General features: G+C 61.3%; 4 protein-coding genes. All 4 read right to left on the bottom strand.

What is annotated here, in order from left to right:
* Nucleotides 1–165: 165 nt before the first annotated feature.
* The 4 genes from KGJ62_02710 to KGJ62_02695 all read right to left on the bottom strand — a co-directional run bounded on the left by KGJ62_02710 (nucleotide 166) and on the right by KGJ62_02695 (nucleotide 19,061).
* A complete protein-coding gene (locus tag KGJ62_02710; GenBank protein MDE2125479.1) occupies nucleotides 166–8,655 on the bottom strand; it encodes a hypothetical protein in 8,490 nt (2,829 codons plus the stop codon).
* 3 nt (nucleotides 8,656–8,658) lie between these two features.
* Nucleotides 8,659–13,647 (bottom strand): hypothetical protein, encoded by a 4,989-nt coding sequence (locus KGJ62_02705; GenBank protein MDE2125478.1) that lies wholly within the window; start codon nucleotides 13,645–13,647, stop codon nucleotides 8,659–8,661.
* A 17-nt stretch (nucleotides 13,648–13,664) separates the two neighbouring features.
* Nucleotides 13,665–16,856 carry a hypothetical protein gene (locus KGJ62_02700; protein MDE2125477.1) on the bottom strand — a complete coding sequence of 1,064 codons (3,192 nt, stop codon included), beginning with the start codon at nucleotides 16,854–16,856 and terminating at the stop codon, nucleotides 13,665–13,667.
* A 78-nt stretch (nucleotides 16,857–16,934) separates the two neighbouring features.
* Nucleotides 16,935–19,061, bottom strand: coding sequence for a type II secretion system protein (locus KGJ62_02695; protein MDE2125476.1), 2,127 nt, complete (start codon nucleotides 19,059–19,061; stop codon nucleotides 16,935–16,937).
* Between the last annotated feature and the right edge of the window lie 14 nt (nucleotides 19,062–19,075).

Raw genomic sequence — 19,075 nt, 5'->3', positions numbered from 1 at the left:
CCTGAACGCCGGGCCGATGTCAAAACGGACGCCGGCGCTGTCAGGAGACTCGTTGGCCCATGGTCACCACGCTCACAACGGAACCGCCTCAACCACGATACCCTGAACGGTCCGGCAGCGTAGTAAAGCCGCCGCCGGACCATAGACTCTTGCCAGGATCAGGTTCTAGTGTGCGTTGGTTGCATCGGGATAGAACTGCGGCGCCAGCACCTGGTAGAACAGGTTCGACTCGGCAAGCGCAGGATCACCCGTTGGCTGTCCGTCCGGCGGGAACTGGAAGAACCGGTCGGCAAACGGCGAGTTGCTGTTGGTGGCTGACTTGGCCCTGTTACTGGACCAGAAGACCCACATCTTCTCCGTGAACGGATCGAGGCATGCCGCTACCTGCCCCTCGTTCACCGAACTGGTGGTTGGCATCGGCTGCTCGGGCGTGGTGAGATCGTAGAACGGCTGCCCGGAACTGCTTGGCTGCCCGGCCGCGCTTATCTCGTCTTCCCAGCCCACGGTGTACTCCAGGTCACCGGTTGTCACCACCTGGCCGCCGTTCCGCGCGTACGGATAGTTGACGTGTATCACGTTGCCTTCATCGGCTTCGGTGAAGTAGATGCGACCGCGCACCCAGTCGATTTCGTACGGTCCGATCGCGTGGCCCAGTGTTGCGTCGGGCGTTATCGTTATTGGACCGGATATCTGTTGATTACCATTTGCATCCGGAGGCGTCAGCAGCACCGGCCGCGGCAGCTTGATCATAAGGCGCATCGCTTTGTAGTAGATGCTGTTCTTGGCCACGCCACTGTTGTCCGTCTTCTGATAGAGCACCCAGAGCCGGTCAACCGGCGGCACGGTGGTGCCCACGGTATTAAAGACCACGGCAGGATCGAGCAGCGCCGCTCTCGGGTTTGGCGTACGATCCAGCACTACCACCGGATTCGTGTTATCACCGGGCGCCATCTGGGCCGGACGCGGCGTAAAGGCGCCGTCATTCGACCAGTTTGTGCTGAAGTTGGAAGGCGAATCCCGGAACACCAGTCGATCGTCCCGCGACGCGTTGAGTCGCATTACGGTTGGTGTGTAGGTGGCCAGCACCGTGTCATTCACGCCGGGCGGTACGTTCGGGAAGCTGACGCTGCCGAACTGCGGATCGACCACCACTTGGCCGCCGCCAAAGGCGTTTGCCCCCGTCACCGGGTTCCCGGTGAAGTCACGGCCTTGCGAAGCATAGTAGACGAGGCCCGAAGCGGCATCGAAGGTTCCTATTTGCGGATTGCCATCGGAACGGGTGTTCACCGGCATCAGCTGGCCGTTATGCATCACAAAGATTGTTACCGAGCCGGGATCCGCGAGGCTCATATTCCAGCCTGCATCACGGGCAATCCAGGTGTTGGTAGCGCCGTCTCGGCTCAGTGTCTCCTCACGACTCTGCGGCAGACTTACCAGTGACAGCGTGCCTGCAGCGGGTCCGTTTTTGATGGCGGTCCGATTCACGACGAACCGCGAGAGCAGAACCTCCGACTTCCGATGGTTACGGAAGACGCCGTCGTACACCACGTCGATGCAGTGCTGAAGCGCTCCGTTCACCCACGCTACGCGGTAGATTGGATACGGGTCACTGGCCCATGCGAGCGTGCCGGGCAGCGGCAGCTTCTGGTCGCCGAGCACACCCCAGCCGGCTACCGGGAAGCTGCCGGTTCGGCTGACGTTGACGTTGTAATAGAGCGTGTAGTGGCCCGGGCTGCCGGTGTACCAGAAGAGGTACATATACCGCGTTGTCGGCACCTGGTTGTTTCCGGAGAGCTGGAACTCAAGCGGCTTCACGCCCAGCTTGGGCATCTGCGGATCATTCAGAAAGGCGGATATCTGATTGCTCGGCTGTCCTACGATCACGCCATTTCCAAATAACGGCTCGTAGAAGGTGCGGCTGTCGTTGATCTGTGTGATGCCATCCGGCGCGGTCTTCTGCACGGAACCCTGCCAGAAAAGCCAGGTCTCTGTGGATGTGATGATCGCTCCGCTGTTGCGGACTACCAGCAGGGTGGCGATTGCCGGTGTGGTATGCCGTACCGTGGTTGGGTTTGGCGTACCTGGCAGCGCCGGTAGGTTGAGCGGGTTGCCGGCGGTGCCCGGCGCGGTGCTTGGGAAGAGCGTGGTTACCGGAAATGCGGTGGGGTCTGGATGAAGCGTCATCCCGTAGGGCGCCGTGCCCCACAACTCGCCATCTTGCGCGCCGGCGGCCGTGCCGGGGTTTGCAAAGCGGAAGTCACCATCGGCGCTCAGCAACTCCGACCACGCCAGGCTCCAGGGCGATCCCGGTCCAGGAACGCCGGCGATTGGCTGGCGGTCGGTGGACCAGTAGACGAACAGATTCGACTCACCTACGGAGTTGATCCGTTGGACGGCCGGCAGAACGTCGGAGCCGATCGAGTTGATGGTGCCGCCTCCAGGCGTTTCTACGTTCGAACCGATCTGTACCGGTGAGCCGTAGGTGACGCCGCCGGTGAGGCGCGTATCACGCACCGTTGCTTTCACCAGCATTGTGGGATCGGCGCGCGTCTCGATTGGCGTGCCTGAAGGGCCGGTGTTCAGGATTCCGTCATGGCTGGGATCCGTGCTTCCGGCGAGAGGCGCGTTTGGATTCGATTGCGTCAACCACTCCCGCCACTGCATTGGCGTGTTGTCGTCGTACACATACACCGGGTTGTAGTACGATCCGGACGGCGTGCCGATGGGTATGGCGAAGCCGAGCCTCGGCGTGGTCGTCACCTGAGTGGTTCCCGTTGTGTTCAGGAACGGATTGATCAGGCTGTCGTACGCGGCATTGTGCGGTACGTCGGGAACTGTGGCCGTAGTGGGCTGCGCGTCGCCGACCTCCGGCTTGTGCAGGGTTGGCTGTGGCTCGAAGCCATTCGCCCAGCTCATCAGGAGGTCTGTAGGACCCTGCTCGAAAGCCACTTGCGGCAGCTGCGTCCAACCGGATGGCAGGCTTACATAATTGTCGGGTATCGGCCACACCGGGTGCTCGTTGAAGTAGACGTGCGTGTTGCCGGCGCCACGCCTCGAGAGGTACGGCGCATTGGTACTGGGGTGGTCGAACGACGAGACCAGGCCAATGTTGCCAAGTCCCCACGAGAATCCCTGACCGTACAGTTCGCCGATTCCACCAAACGGATCTGCGATGAGCGGCGTGATCGCAAGGTCATCGACCTGGTCGCTGCCGAGGATCGCCGACGCTGCCTTGTTGGCGCCGGGCGTCAGTGAAACCGTTGTTGCATCCAACCCGGCGCCAACCGGTCCGGTAAGCTTTGCCACACGAAGGTCGAATGCATTGATGTTGCCATCGTTTTCCAGAGTAAACGGATGGAAGAAGGTCTGGGACGGATCACCCGAGCCGGGGTCCCACGGATCCACAGGCAGCGGGTTGAGATAGTCTCTGGTACCGGCAGGCGCAAACGGAACACGGTAGAACTTCGTGCCGGTGTAATCGGTGTCGCTGTAGCCTTCGGCCATCGGCAGCTTGCCGAGATCGAGCGTCTCTTCCTGAACCGAGAGCTTCTCGTCCGGCGGCACGGTGAGGCCCATCTCAACGGTGCGGTAGGGCACTGTGAAGCGGCCGCTGGCCGAACCAACCGGCACCGCATCGATATCGAAGTCGCCAATGTATCCGCCAGCGGGGTACGAGCCGGTCCGCCCCAGTCCCCACGGCTGGCCGCCTCCAGCAAGCGAGGCCGCGCCGGAGACCAGTGGTCCTGTTAGAAGCGGATCGCTGTTGTTTGCGCCACGAGTCGTTCCGCTGATATCCAGGTACGAACTGCCGAAGTTGTAGCTCGCCCCGCCATCGGTAAAGGATATCGCGCCACGGTTCACATTGGCCGGCTGGAACTTCGGCACCTGAACGGATAGATTCAGGGCCGTGGGCTGCGGCTGCCGCGACTTGGGATCGGACTGGCCGTTTGGATAGAGCGGCGGCAGCAGCGGCACCAACGATTTGGTAGCGTCCTCGCCGGCGGTGGTCGTGATGCTCAAACTGTCAAATGGCAGGCTTGGGTAGTCCGACGTGTCCTGCGAATCGGTAGGCAGTTGATCCCAGGGCAGCGGATTCATTACCGAGCTGGGACCACCGTGCCAATGCAGCGGACCGCCGGTGAGCGTGGCGTTGGGATCGGTGCTGGGCTGGATGCGAATCAGCAGCGGTCTGCCCGTCATCGCCCGAATGTTGCTGCGATCCAGCACAAAGAAGGCTGGCACTGCGTTGCCGGTGGTGGGATCGATGCCGCTGTACTGACCGCTGGAGCCATCCTGCACCATGCCGATGGGCGCGAAGAGCGATTTAAGTGTGGCGCCGCCGGCGCTACTGCCTGCCGCGGTTGGGCTGAGCGGGTTGATGATTTCGTTTCCGTTGCCCAACACTTCGAAGATCCCGGGCGACGCGAGCACTCCGGCAGCCGCTCCCCAGCCGATAGCGCCGGTGTCCGGGTCGGTAAGCCCGTTTTGCCCGTCCATCATCGGCGTCAGATCGCCGTTCGCCTGCAGCGGGCTGTAGCTGCGCACCGTCACACCAATCGGGTTGGTGATGAAGACCTTGCGCGGCGAATTCGCTGTGATTGAGAGATTCTGATTCTGTGGGTAGGCCGATTTTGACAGGCCCACAAGATCAGGCTGACCGTCTTGCAGGATGTTCGACTGGGCGCGGTATATGCCGTTCGTCTGTGTGGATTGCTGGATGAACGCTTGGGCAGTGACGCGGTAGTTTGCCAGGCCGGGCAGGAAGGTGGCGAGCCCCGCGGGCCGGATCGGTACCTTGTAGATGGCGACCCACGGAAAGACGTTGTTCGCCTCTCCAACCAGCTGGCCAACGCTGCCGCTGGCATTCTGGCCGAAGATGGCGAGGTTGTTGTGCTCGGCCAGGGTGATACCGGGATCATCGGGCCAGTTGAGGCCGGTGTGGAGCGTCATTGCTGGAACGGTGATCTGCGGCGCAATCGAACGTCCAGGTTGCGTGATGGTGAAGTGGCAGATAACGACCGGCGCCGCCACTTGCTGGCCCGGGGTCAGGCTGCTTGGCTGGGCATGATACACGCCCCACGCGGCTATATACAGGTAGTCGCCCCAGTCCACCGCGATCGCCGTGCTCCCGGCCTCGATGTTGCCTGTGATCGGAAGCTGCGTGTTGGCGAACGAGGCGCCCGCCGGCGTCCTTCCCGGCGTTTCGTATGGCGCAGTAAGGCCCATAAAGTGCTGCCAGACCGCAGGATCGTAAAAGTCCAGGATTCGGAGATCGATACTCACGGGACCGTTGCCGCCGATGCTGTTTTCGGCGGGCTCGCTCTTGCCCACGGTGTTGCCAAAGCCGGCAGCGCCGCCGGTGAGATCGGTGCCGACCCCGTAGCCGCGAAGCTGTCCGCCTTGATCTCCTTCCGCCAGCATGCCATTCGGCACGGGGTACGAGGCGCTCTCCGGCTGGTTGTCTCCACCAACCTGCACGGCTTCGCCGGTGCGGGATGCACTGGAATCGGAGTGGTAGTAATCAACCGGCAGAAGCGGCGCGGTCTTGGCGCCGTTGCCAACCGGGCCGATGCTGCCTGCCAGGGGAACGGTTGAAAGCCCCCAGATGTTGCCGTCATCGTCTCCGAAGAGCATCGTCGGCGTGTTCATGGTGGGCACGTTCGGGTTGGCGCCGAGGCCGGGCGAACTGGTGAGCCACGTGCCGATCGGCGAGCTTTCGCTGAAACTGCCCGTGAGGCTCTGCCCGGACGCCACTACCAGCGCATGGCCCGCGGCTACGCCCGTGGCCACCGGCGCTGCATCCAGCCCGATCACGGTGCCGTTACCTTGAAGCAGGTAGCAGGCATCGTACTGGTTTCCGTTCACACCAGCTTCCATCAGCAATGGCGCGCTGAGATTGAATCCCGGGTCCAGTGAAGCTGTCGTGTCGTCCTTCGGGTTCGGAGCGGGCGGATTGGGCGTATATGGAAAGACCCACGAGAGCGAGTTCACTGTGGGCGGCTTGATGCGGATGTCGGGCGCTTCCGGCACGCAATAGGCACGGCCACCGGCCGTAAAGTAGATGTACGCACTCGTGGCATTCGTTGGTTTGAAGATTGCCGGTGTGCTCACAGGGCTGCCGAGCGTGTTGTTGGCGCTTGGATATCGCCACAGAATCCGGTTGTTCCAGGAAGCCGTGCCATTACCAACCGCCGTGAGTGCATCCAGGGCGGGCACCACCGAATAGAGGTGGCCATCCGACGAGCCGACGATAAACGGCACAAGTGTTGTGCCGATGGGCAGCGGGTAGGTGCGATCCACGGCCGGTGACGAGAGGAACGGTCCAAGGCTGGCTTCGTCGGCGAATTTGTTCGGTACACTGGCCCAGTTGGCCGGCTTGATTGCCTGACGGAAGGCATCCACCCCAAAGTGCGGCCAGGTCCACAAGCGCTGGGTTGTGCCGGGGTACGACACGCCCGCGGTGCCCCAATCTCCACGCCCTCCGGCGTCGAACGCCCAGACGCGCCCATCCATATCGGGCACAACGAGTACATTCCCCTTGATGCTAGGATCGGGCGAACTCATGAGGGCCGGCGCCGCCTGCACACCGCCAAATGTAATGGCGGTATCGGAGCGCACCTGCTGCGTTCCCGTGGCCCGATCGGTGATGATGTCGCCGTCGAAATACGGAATCGCCACGTCACCGCCAAAGGTGGCCGCATAGCCGACAAACGGCGTACTTCCCGTATAGTTGGGGTCGTGGAGCTGGGTGATGTCGGAAGCGGCCGTTTCGGCAGCCGTCAATGGTATTGCGCTGGGGTAAGCCCAATACACGGTTGGCGTCAGGGCCAGGTTACCGGCAGCTATATCGGCCGGCAGTGGATCGATGGCGTAGATGTGGCCCAATGCCCCGCCCGAGTTGGTGGTAACAAAATAGACCATGGGCCGCGTCACACCATCGCGACACCGCACGTTTGCCAGCGTGGGAGATGCGCTGGCCGTACCGCTGGCGCCATCCGGCAGGCCGACGTATCGCCAAACCACCCTCGATACTGAGAAGTAATTGGGATCGGTGAGGTCGTTGGCCGGGCCCACGCTGTTGCGACTATCCAGGCAGTAGAAGACTGGCGCCGTAGCCTCCGCGGTTGGATCGGGTGTGGCAATATTTGTTGCGCTAATCGGCAGCGTTGGATTAACGGCGGAGAGATCGGTGGTATTCGGCACATCCTCTTCGCGCGCCACGAAGTGCAGCGGCTGAACGATGCCGGCGGCAACCTTGATTTTATCGGTCGCCACTTCCGGACCAAGAATGCGGCCGGCTGGACTGATCGTCCAGAGCGCTGCCGGAGGCGTTGCCGTGTTGTACTTGGTCAGCTGCGCCGGTGGAGTTGTACCGCTGGCGGCTACCGGTGAAAAGCGGCACGCATCTGCGGTAACAACGGGCGGAATGGCGTTGGTTGGGCCACCGTAGATTGGATCGTTGAGTTGATCGGGCGTCAGCGAATAGAGCACAACCACAATCTGGTTTGCGTTGCTGGCGGTTGCCGCATTGTTCTGATCAAACGCGGCCGGACCCAGGCCGCCGCCCTGCAGCGTAATCCAGCCACCGGCGCTCAGGTTTACCTCAAAGATACGGCTGTTATCGGGATCGGTGATGCCACCGGCGCCCGGCGTACCGGTACCCCAGTTTAGCGAGCCATTCGCATTTATAGTGTTGATCCAGGCAACCCGGACAAAAGCCCGTGAGACTTCAGGACTCGGCGTGGTTCCAACAAGGCTGCCGTCGCCAGGCGAATACAGCGCCACCGCGTACCGGCCGCTGGCCAGATTGTACTGACCGGCAGACCATACCGCGGTTGGAGTACCGGCGCCATTGAGAGCGGAGGCATTGAGCGTACTGTTGACGGCGTTGTAGACGTAGTACGGCGCGTTCGGCAGCGCCGCAAGCTCATCCGCCGTCGCAGGTCCGTCGGCGCCATCCGGTCGGTTGACGTTGAAATCGTCATGGATGGCCGGCACATAGCCATAGTCAAAATCCCAACTCAAACTTGGATCGGAGTTGAACGAAAAGCCGCCTCCGGGCGCGCGATAGTCGTTCGTGGCGCCAAACGGCAGATTGAAGCCCGTGGGCGTCCATGTGGCGAGATTCGGCAGCCAGAAGGCGTGCGCCATCTGCTGCGGATCTTCACCCACCGGTGACCCGGCTGCATTTAGCGGTGGAAACGGTTGAACACGGGTTTCTGCGCCGGTAGTATCCTGCGAGTTGTCACCCAGCGGCTGCTGCGTGATGCCGGTGAAAATGGGATCTGCGAGATTGGGGTTGTCGATGATCTCGTTGCCGACCGGATTGCCGTTTGCGGCGGTGAGGGCTATATCGGAAGTACGCGGGAAGACCCAGCGGCGAACCGACGGGCCGGGATTGAGGCCGTTGCCCACAGGCGCCGTCGCCGCAGTGATGTTGCGTCCCTGCCGCAGCAGGTTGGCGTTAGGCGCTACTAGCAGCCCCACCATCGTCGTGGCGCCACGATCTACTGTCCAATCGAGGTTATCGAATACGATGGGTGCCTGGGCGCGGCATGCCGTGCCGGCAGCCAGCCATAGGCCAAGCACTGCCACCGGCAGTGGGAGAACAGTGCGGGCTGCACGCCACGCTAGCCGCAATAGATCCTTGCTCATAGTTTACGGACGCCGTTCGCTGTAGGTAGGCTGAGAAAGCATTGACGTACTGGTGGCTCCTGTGAGCGAGCCGATGGAGCGGATAATCTTGCCGTTTGAGATCGACTCAGACGGGCAAATCCACGTGATAGCCGACGCTGGGTTCATCTGAAGTGCGCCGGTGGCCGAAGTATAGAGCGCGTCGGCTACCCCGTATCCGCCCATGTAGTATTCCAGGCTCCTCACCTCAACCACTTCACCGGTCACGCGGCCATCGTAGGGACTGCCGGGGCCGAACCCGAATGTGGCGCCAACCTGATCGTTGCCTGAGTAGCCGTTTGTAATCAGATACCGCGGATAGAACAGGTTGTTCGTCGAGTCGTAGTCCAGATTGCCGAGGCGCTGGATGCAGGTCGCGCGGAGCGGGTGGCCGGTCAGGTTGAAGTAGTCCTGGGTGCTGAGCATCCAGACCACTTTGGCGGAGTTACCAGCCGGCTGCAACTCGTACACGCCATTTGCATCGGCAAGCAGGTAGTCCGGTAAACTCTGCCCCGGCACATTCACCTCTTTGAACCATGTTGGCCGATCGACCGCCTGAATGGCGCCGTTTGGCAGCTGGAAGCTGTTGATCACCGCCGCCACCGCGCCATCCTTGTACGGTGCGCCCGTCGCCGGATACCGGTGTATCAGGCTCAACGAGCCACCCGGTCCCCGCACATTGCTTCCGTCCAGACCAACGCCTGCCACACCCGGATCGGTAGCGGCGAGCCGCTGGTTATCCACGGTGGCGCAAAGATAGTTTGCCGCTATGGGGTTGAGCCCGGATCGATCAATGGTGCTGAAGAACTGAACCGTTCGATAGCGCAACCGCTGGTTTTGTTCCGTGGTCTCCGTGGAATAGACGACCTGGTCGAGCATCGTCACCGAGCTGCCGTCGCTTCCGGTAAGTACAACGGGCTCGCCGGAACTGTTGTAGGCGTCCTCCACCTCCACAATGCGGTAGTTCCCGCCATCGGCGATCAGATAGTGCTGTGCGATGTAGGCGCCTGCATAGCTGTATGTGACTCCATTGAGCGGACTGGTGAAGCTGATCGCGGCGCCCTGGTCGGGAAGTACCTGTACATCCGTGGGCGCATTAAGCGAAAGCGGGCTGCCCGGTGGCAGCACGTGGAGATCGTTGCGCAGAGCGGCAATCTCGTAATCCACGATGCCGCCCTTATCAACCTGAATCACCCGGTTGTGGCCGGTTTCCGCCACGACAAAAGTCTCCAGCGAGGTGTGGTGCGCCACATTCGGGTTGGCCAGCGGAACCTTGGACGTGATGATCTGCCCGCTATCCACGAGAGTGCCTCCGGCGACACCGAGCGATCGTGTGCTGCCAAGCGACCAGACGGCCTGCCCGGCGTGGTTCACTTCCAGCAGTCGGTCACTGTCGGCGATAAGCGTCACCTGATCATCCAGCGCGGAGAGTCCGTTCGGGGTGCCTACCAGCAGCGTGCCGTTGGTGGCCAGCGGCGGATTGATAACGGGCGTATCGAATGCGATACCGGTCGCTGGATTCTGAATGGCCGGCAGTGCCGTAAGGATGGAATTCTGCACGCTGGGTAGTTGCGTAGGATCCTTCAGCAGCGAAACTTGCGAACCGTTGGTGGGAAGGCCGGTGAGTGGCAGCGCCACGATATAGCCGTTTCGCATGCCAACGAAGAGCGAGTTACCCACCACGCTGGGACCACTGGCGGTGTAGTACCGATACAGATTGGCGCTGCCTGTCGGCGGGCCTACCGGTGGTGGTGGCACCGGCGCAAATGGAAGAACCGGGTCGCCGGCGGCATCCGCCATTCCGCTGACCGGAATCACCACATACCAAAGGCAGTTATCCAATGGCCCAAACCCGTTGCTGGCCCGCACCGTGGAAACGGTGTTGGTGCCGGTGCTGCCAACAACGGTTACCTGCAGTGGCAGCGCCGTGTTCAGACATCCATCGGGCGTATAGAGATTCAGCATGTGCACCTGACCCGAGGTGGGGTCAAAGGTCATCCGCTGCGGCGCGCTGGGATTGGTAAAGTTCTGTGAAACGCGGATGTACCGCGGATTGGTTGCGCTGCTCTGCAGCACATCCACCTGCGAAACCGTGATGTCACTCACCGTGGAGCCCGCGGGAAGGTTGGGGATCGTGAAAGTGAGTGGCGGCTGCTCGCGAAGCGCCGCAATGATGGAGACGTCGTCGCCCCCTTGCCCGCTGTCGCCAACAAGATGCCCCCAGCCGGCAACGTACACCGTCCCGTTGACTACCGCGGGGCTGCCGACCATTTCGAAATCGTAAAACGCCGTTGGAGCCGCGCCGTTGTTCGGGGTAGCAACGCCTGTATTGGGCGCCACCACAAACCGGGCAGGAACGAAGTCCGCCGTGTTGCCGTCGCTGAAGGCGGTGGCTGGCGAGAACATCCAGGCGATTTCAGGCACGTAGGGTACGGCATAGCCTGCGCTGGACCTGCCCGTGGCAAACTGAGGCCGATAGGCATAGATCCGGTCCGCGTTGTCATAATCGCCGGCGCCAAAGATCGTCAGATCGTTTCGGCTCACGGCCGGCGCACCCGAGAGAAGCACCGGTTCGCGATTTGGCGCATTGTTCGGTGAAAACAGCCGGTAGTTGTTGCCGTACTGGGGCAGCGTTCCGGAGAAGAGGCTGAGTTCCGAGGCGATTGGTACGGAGGCCCCGGCCCCAATCGGCGCATCCGGCCAATCCACCGTGTAGTCGGCGCTAACCGTCTGAGTAAACCCAACGGGCGGATTGAGTGGCGTTGAGAGGCGCACCACCATGTTGCGCGAACCCGGCGCGCCGAGATAGAGAATCTGGTATTGCGTGGACTGCAACTGCGTGACGTTGGTGACCAACCCTGTTTGTGTATTGGTTGTCACTACCGAAACGACGGGCAGCAGGGAGGTATTCGCGCCTGTGGTCGGTGCGTACCACGGCACATGCGCACGGTTGCCAATCGGGCTGTAGTCGCCGGCTAAGCCCGTGGACGACGCCACCAGTGGCTCATCGCGCGTTGCGAACCAGAGCCCATCGATGGCGCCGGTAACCGTATTGTTGGAGAGGTCCTCGGTGGGCACCATGATCATTTTGTCTTGCGCGCCGGTAAGGTCGTCCCGTACGTAAGACGCCGAAAGCGGGCCCGTAGGTGTGGGCAGTCCTATCACTCCGGGAGTAGAGAATGGGGCATACCCGCTTGCGGTTCCAAAGATGTTGGCACCGGTCGCTGGGTCGATGGCTGCCACCCTCCACGAGTGGTTTACGTCGGCGGACTGCACATACGCAATCGCGAATAAAACGCCTTCGGAAAGCACGGGAGCCGGGGCCGGGATGTCTGGATAGAGTTGGTTTGGATCACCTGAACCCGCGCTTTGATTCCGATAAGGGAACGAGAGTTCCGCAGAAATGTCGGGACCTGGTCCGTACAGTGCCGATGTTGTCCAGGCGAGCTGACCAACGCTGGAGAAGACGCTGCCGCCAGGAAATGCCTGGAACGCCATGGTTACGCCAACGGAATTCGTTACCGCTACCAGATCCTGGGACAGCCCGTTGGCAGAGTTAGCCAGCGAGATGACGGTAGGAGTTGAAACGCGCGAGGTTGTGGTGGTTCCGCTGCCGTTAACCTTGGTGAGGTCGTAGTTCCAGATCTCATCCCACGGGGTACCCGTGGAGTAGTCCACCAGACCTTCGTCCGAGCTCAGGTCTCCATCCAGGTCCTGACCCGGGTTGGCATTAAAGGCGTGTAATACGCTGGGGTTGGCATTGCTTCCATTGGCGGCAGGTCCTACCCAGAATACGACGTTCTTGTAGCTGACGGCGCCGGAATCGGCGGAGGTTCGGCCGGCGTGCGGTATGGTGGCCCATTTCTCGCCGAGCGCGGCGTCCATCGTCTCTGTGGCGCCACCCGCACGGCGTGCGTTTACGGCGCCTTCGGTAATCGAGGAGGTCCATGCCACAGCGTTGATGGCGAATTCCAGATCGACCGCACGAACGCCCAAAAGCTGCGTGCCCGTGATTGTAGCCGTGTTCGGCCCCTCGTTCGCGATGTTGGGCCCGCCCAGGTATCCCGCGATGCCGGTGGCAACGCCAAGCGAACTGATGAGCAGATGCCCGGCGCCATAATCACCGGCATAGACCAGTGGCAGGTTGAGCGAGCCTTGCCGAACCACCGGTTCCACGATGCTGGGACTTACCAACCCACCCGTGGGCGACGTGGCAATGTGGTGCGGTCCGGTTTCGCCCTGACCCAGGCCCTGAATCTGCGTTGCCGAAATGGTGTAAGGAAAGTTGACCAGCGGATGGTTGAACGACGCGAGAGTCGGTGCGACGCCGGCGGCCGGGTTTGTGTTGAAGATCACCGGAATGGCGAACTGACCACCATTAGCCACCACGTTGGCGCCGCCTTCATCTTCCAGCCAGATTGTGCCGCCACCATCCATAAAATGCTGCAGCTTGGCACGCTCATCCGGTGTAAAGCTGAACGCATCGCGATACGCCATCAGAACCACATCAAACTGGTTGAGATCGGAGCTCGAAACCGTGTCGAGGTTCACCTCCCAGTAGGGCGCCATGTTTTTGGTCAGTGGCGCGCCAATCTGGAAGCTGATCTCCTGGGGCGTACCCGGCTGGAACGCCGGGTCGGGAGTTGCGCTTCCAACCTGGCGGTTGTACCACCGCTGCCACATCGTGCTCGTGATGGTTGCGGGAGCCAGCGGATTCGAAAAGCTCCAGCCGCCCGGTTTGAGGTCGGTGCGCACGTCCATCGCATAAAAGACGAAGGGAGTACAGTTTTCGGGCACAGTGACGCCATTGACGTTGGTGGCCGCGGCATTCGAGACCAGGACGCAGGCGTGAACCTGGCGCAGGCTGGAGGCGTAACCGTATACATCGGCACTTGCCGGTGCGCACGTAAGGGCAAGCAATGCCCCCGCAACAAGTGCGGCGCCGGTAAACCGGCTGGCTGTTCCTCTCAACATATCTCTTGTCCGCATTCTTAGCTTATCGGTTGGTCGCTGGCGCCAAAGTAGAGCAGACCGGGGCACACCGGCAGGTCGGGAATAGGCGGCAGCGTCTGGATAAAGTCGGTATTCGTGTTTGGATTGATCACTTTAGTATCGATGAACCTCAGTGACCGCGCACCGCGGTTATCGGTGGGCAGCGTCGGATCAGTCGGCGCCTCGTAGGGCATCGCGAAGGCAGGGTCGTACACCAACCGCAAGCCGCGAGTCAACGGAAAGTCGGCATACTGGGCCGGCACGCCGGTTTGGCTTTCGAATGGTGTGCGGAAGTCCGCAGTCTTGTCTTCCGCCGGATTGTACGGTGCGTTAGACGGATCATGCACCCTAAGGTGATCCAGGGGAATGCTGATGCCGGACGAGCCGAGTGTGGCCGGAATATAGCCCCACTTCTGTAGCCACGCCTTTTGATCCGACGACGAAGCCGTATAGTTCTCGCAGATGGCGCCGAATATCGTGATGCGCACGTCGGCGGGTTCGTTATAGAATGGGATGAGCGCATTCAGGCCAGTATAAGGTCCACCGTACGACCGGCGCACACCGCTTACCGCAGCCGCCTCTCGTGTATCGTTTTGATCGGTGTTGAACGGATAACCGGGAATCACGAAGAAGGATCGGTTCTCGGCGTAGAGCAGCGCCTCGATGCGAATATCGTTTGGCGCCACCGCGGCATTGCTCATCAAATAGTCGGTAAAGGCGCCGGAGAAGCTCCCGGTACTCGGATCGACCAGCGTGTCCAGTTGCAGCTGCACCGTGTTGTCGTATCCGGGCACCGGCGGAGCCGAGGCGTTGGCGGGAACGTGCGCCAGCGTCGGGAACCAGCTCTTGTACGGCGCTGTCGGCAGAAAAACGGGGTCGTTGGGCAGATCGCTGTTCAGTATGCCAATGTGCCCTTCCAGCGGAAAGGCGATCTGCTCGAAGTTCGGCGCCACGCCGACGCTGCTGGAGAGGTAAGCGCTGCCCGTCCAGCCCTGGCTCACCGCATACGGCACGTCGAAGGGATCGGCGACGGACCCCGACGGCTCGTTATTGAATTCGAAAAGGTAGTTCGAGGTGTTATCGCCGTCGGCCGTGGTGGTTCCCAGGGCCGGGTTGATGAGCATATTCAGGTACGAGGGTCCCGGCGCGACGGCCGCGTGCCGCAGCATCACGTACGATGGCATGCCGTACGTGGTGGGATCCACACCGAAACTGAAGTCAAAGCTGTACGGGTTCTGGGCGCCGATTTCGGTAGTCATCATCGAACTGCCCGGCGTGAGATCGGACCATGCAGCTGCATTGCTTTCGGACGCATTGAACAGCGTGGTGTTCACGCAAACATAGTCCTTAGCCAGTATGGCGCAGGTGGAGTTTCGCTCGCTGTGCACTACGTGGGTATTGGGATCGATGTAGCCGTCGCCCTTCACGAGGTTGCCCGTGATATAGGCGGTGCCGCCGGTGACGATGGTGAGATGGACCCGCGATAGCTGCGGCGCGTTCAGATCCTGCGTGGGATCGGTAATCGCACCGTAGACGCCACGCACGCTCACGTTTCCCTCCAGCATGATCACCACATTGACTCCGTAGGAGTTTGGGTCTCCATAAGGGCTGGGATTCGCGGCGCTGTAGCTGCTGGGATCGTCGCCGTTGTGCGGAAAGGGCGGTACGTAAACCGTTACGCCGTCCGGGAAGGTGTGGTTGCGGCGGGCAGCGTCCGAGAGTGGAATCGTGATGGTGGATGCGCCGCCGGGAGCTATCGGGGTGCCGTCCGGTTTCAGCCACGATTGGCCGTCATCCCGAACCATGACGATTTGATCGCCCTCCAGATAGACGTTGACCGATGGCGGCCGGTACTGCGGTCCCTGCCATGCGCCGTCGGCGTAGTTTCCCTGTGGGTTCAGCCATTCACGGGGAAGCGAGTATCCGCCATTGATACCCGGTGTAAAGGTTTCGGGCTGAAGGTCGGCCGGGTTATCCACGTAGATGCCCTGGCTGCCCCATCCATACAGACCGGTATTCTGCGGGTTGCCGTTGGCGTCGGTGATCCACTCACCGCTGTCGCGGGTTAGCGCGCGGTAGCGCATGGTGGTGGTTCCGGCCACATCGGCGTCGATGCTCGGCGGATCCAGTCTCGGCGTGTCTCGTGTAAACCCGTTCACGTCGGTAGCCGATGAGCCATCTCTTACATAGCCACCGTGCGTGCTGTAGAGCGGATCGGTGCTGCTGCGGATCAAGTTGCCCGATTGCGATGGGTCGGTGGCGGGGTTATTCACCAGCCCGGGATAGTTGATAATCTGGTCGACGTGCGCCTGCAGGTCGCCGGCGCCGAGTGTCCCGTCGCCATTCACATCTCGCGTGGGCACAAGGTTGATGTTACCGGCTACGTACATCCCCTCGTTCGAGAGCAGCGGCTCGGGATTTCCGGAGGAATCGACGTTACCACGGGCTCCCGCATACAGGAAGAAGTCGCCACCCAGATTCAGGTCGGCATTGCAGCGGACCGCGCCGTTCAGGATGAGGTGGTTGTTGTTTATGCCGGAAGGAAACTCAGCCGTCGTCGGGTCGCCGATAACCACCGAGGTGTTGTGTGGACCGGCCGGCCAGCCAAGAAAGTCTGCGACGCCACTTCGCGTTTTATCCGTGATGAACAGGCTGTAATCGGTAAGCCCAATCTGCTTGTAGGCGACGCGCTCACTGCGCAGGCGGGGCACGTTCCCCTGCTGCGCGAACACAGTGGGGTCTTCGGTGGCGCCGAGTTCGCCGGGCCGTCCGATCGACTCAATCTTGATGTACTGGCTGCGCGGATTATCCGGGCGTGGATCGTACGTAACGCGGATAAGGGCGCGACCGCCACGCATGGGAACACGCGTAAACCCTTCGGCCAGCCACTCGTAATCTGGGTCCGTGAGGTTTGTTGCGCCGGTGGGTGTGGGCCGCCAGTCGGCGCCCTGCTCACTCTGCGTCAACTGCTGGTCGCCGTACCGGATACCTGCCTCTGCAAGTGCCGCTGCCGCCTGGGTATCGCTACTTCTGCCGGCGGCTGTAAGGTTGCGCGCAACCTCGGTAACAAAGAGGCTGCCGATGATCAGGAGCACGAACAGCACGGCCAGCGCCACGATCAGCGTCTGGCCGCGATGCGCCCCAGGTCGGCTGGTTGAATTCAGTTCCTGCTTCCGAAAGCGGACGGACATCAGGCGGTCACTCCGGTTTGGTGCTGGCGATGCATGCCAGGATGTTGGCCCCAAGCGGGCTGTCTCTTAGATGTTGCTCTAGTGCTGCAGGTTCCGCAGATGTATCCGTTCGGCCAGGTCCACAGATTGCGGCGTGCCCGAGGCCTGATCGTAGTAGCGGGTTTGCAGGGTGATGTTAAACAGATCGCGGGTGTAGTAGTCGATCTTCACGACGTCGTTTGGCCGATTCATCTGGAAGCTGTACGAAACTTCTACCGGGTCGGCAGCCACATTCACGCCGCCGGAGGCTTTGAGCGTGGGCAGGCCATGTGGCTTGTAGACGCCGTTGATGGGATTATCGTTGATGTTGCTTACGGCGCCATCGGGCGTACTGTCGAACTCAACGTAACCGATACGCACTCGCGGGTCGTTCGGCTGTGGATCAGCGGCGGCGTTCGCAGCGTCGGCGTAAAGGATCTTGTACTGGTTTGGCCCCACGGTACCGGTGTTGGCCGAGACTCGTGAGTATTCGGTCCGCCATCCGTAGTGCGGGCCAGGTCTCTGATCGGGCCCATAGACCGTTTCTGAGCCGGGCACGATGCTGATCGTGGGCAGCGTACCCTGCACAAAGTTGAACTCACCGACTGGCGAGATGGCGGCCGGCGGGTTGAGAGCCAGGGCAAATGTATGCAGGTCCAGGTAGCGCCGGCCGTAGGTTCCGTCGAGCGCCGCATCGATTGTTCCGGGATTGTAGCGCTGCGGCACGGCATTGTTGGAGGCGTCGTGCATGAGCACGCCCTCCGGAAATGCGAAGTTGATCACGCCTCGTTCCGGATCGACGGTAAAGGCAAACTTTGGATACGGGTTGTTCCAAACGCCTGTTACCGGATCGGGCCGTGGACCCACGTCGATACTGGCAGGACTGTTGGGATCGGGCGGCGTAGAGCCGGGCGGTCCGACGCCGGCCACGATCTTCCCATTGCCGTTGGCGATGAAGTAGGTCTCCGGATTGAGAGTGGTAGGATCGGTGGTGCTGTTCGGAGCGCGATAGACGAAGACCTTGTATGGCAGGGATAGCGGGTTGTTGGCCCAGTGATCGTACTGCGCCGTGTAGGCGCCGGCGGCGGCATCCGGAGCCTCGTTACCGGCCGCGCCGAGGCTGGCGGGCACGCCGGGATCGTTCTCAACAAATGACGGTGCAAACTGCGCCAGCGGGCGGACAGTAGGCCGATTGAGCGCGCCATAGATAATCTGGTTGTTATCATCCCGGTCGAGCGCCACCATATCCACCTTACGTCGCTCCATCAGGCTGGTGGATACGGCGCGCCAGTTCTCCCAGATCTCAACCTTGCCGTCACCGTTCAAATCTCGCCAACCGGGCACGGCCCACTTCAGGGCGCCCTTGCTGGTTGAGTCACCGGCCAGTGAGTTATCGTAGAAGAAGTTCGGATCGTGCAGGATCAACTGCCCCGTTTTTGTGTCGCGATTGCCCAACGCATCCACGGTATGGAACAGTGAAAGGTTGGGAATATAGTTGTTGGCGTTATCGGGGTCGCGGATATAGGCTTGAACTTCCGCGTGGTACAGCGTATACCGGTTATCCTGGCTGGTGTTCACCAGGCTCGGGTCGGAATACCTATTGGCGTATGGCTTGAGCGGCATACCGTCCTGGCGAACGTCGGTCGGATCACCCGGGTTGAGCGTATGGGTGTCGGGCTGGGCGCTGTTATCGCTGAGACCGATGAAGATGCGTCCCAACGACCGCCCCGGTGAGAGCGGCAGGGCGAAACCGCTCAACGGTCCGCCGGCGGGATAGATCGGCTGTCCGGTGGTCGGGTCGATGATCTGGTTGGATGGGTTTTCATCGCCCTGCCGGGCCGGGTTTACGTACTCCATCATTGCGAACGGTTCGCTAATATAGTAGGGCGCGCCGGTACTATCGGTAAACCAGAGATTGATACGCGTGGTGGAGTTATCGTACAGATACTCGGCATTCGCTGTGTAGCCGGAAATCTGCCTCAGGATGTTTCGCGCATCGGTCTGAGCTTCAATCTGCGTACCGGCGCGGCTGACCAGGTTAAATCCATCCACCAGCGGTTTGAAAACTATGGTAAAGACGATGGCCGTGAGCGCCAGGACGACGAGCAGCTCAATGAGCGTGAACGCTGTGGCCCCGCGAGCGGCGGCGGATTGACTCTTGTTGTGGTTGTTGCGTTGTGCTGTCATGGCAGGTCTGCCCG

The organism is Armatimonadota bacterium (assembly GCA_028871815.1).
Classification (GTDB): Bacteria; Armatimonadota; Chthonomonadetes; order Chthonomonadales; family Chthonomonadaceae; genus REEB205.
The sequence above is the reverse complement of the archived record's forward strand: the minus strand, read 5'-3'. Positions and strand labels throughout refer to the sequence as shown.

What these genes read in the sequence shown, in the direction of transcription:
- KGJ62_02695 (MDE2125476.1), bottom strand. Translation starts at nt 19,061, where the DNA reads ATGACAGCACAACGCAACAACCACAACAAGAGTCAATCCGCCGCCGCT.
- KGJ62_02700 (MDE2125477.1), bottom strand. Translation starts at nt 16,856, where the DNA reads ATGTCCGTCCGCTTTCGGAAGCAGGAACTGAATTCAACCAGCCGACCT.
- KGJ62_02710 (MDE2125479.1), bottom strand. Translation starts at nt 8,655, where the DNA reads ATGAGCAAGGATCTATTGCGGCTAGCGTGGCGTGCAGCCCGCACTGTT.
- KGJ62_02705 (MDE2125478.1), bottom strand. Translation starts at nt 13,647, where the DNA reads ATGTTGAGAGGAACAGCCAGCCGGTTTACCGGCGCCGCACTTGTTGCG.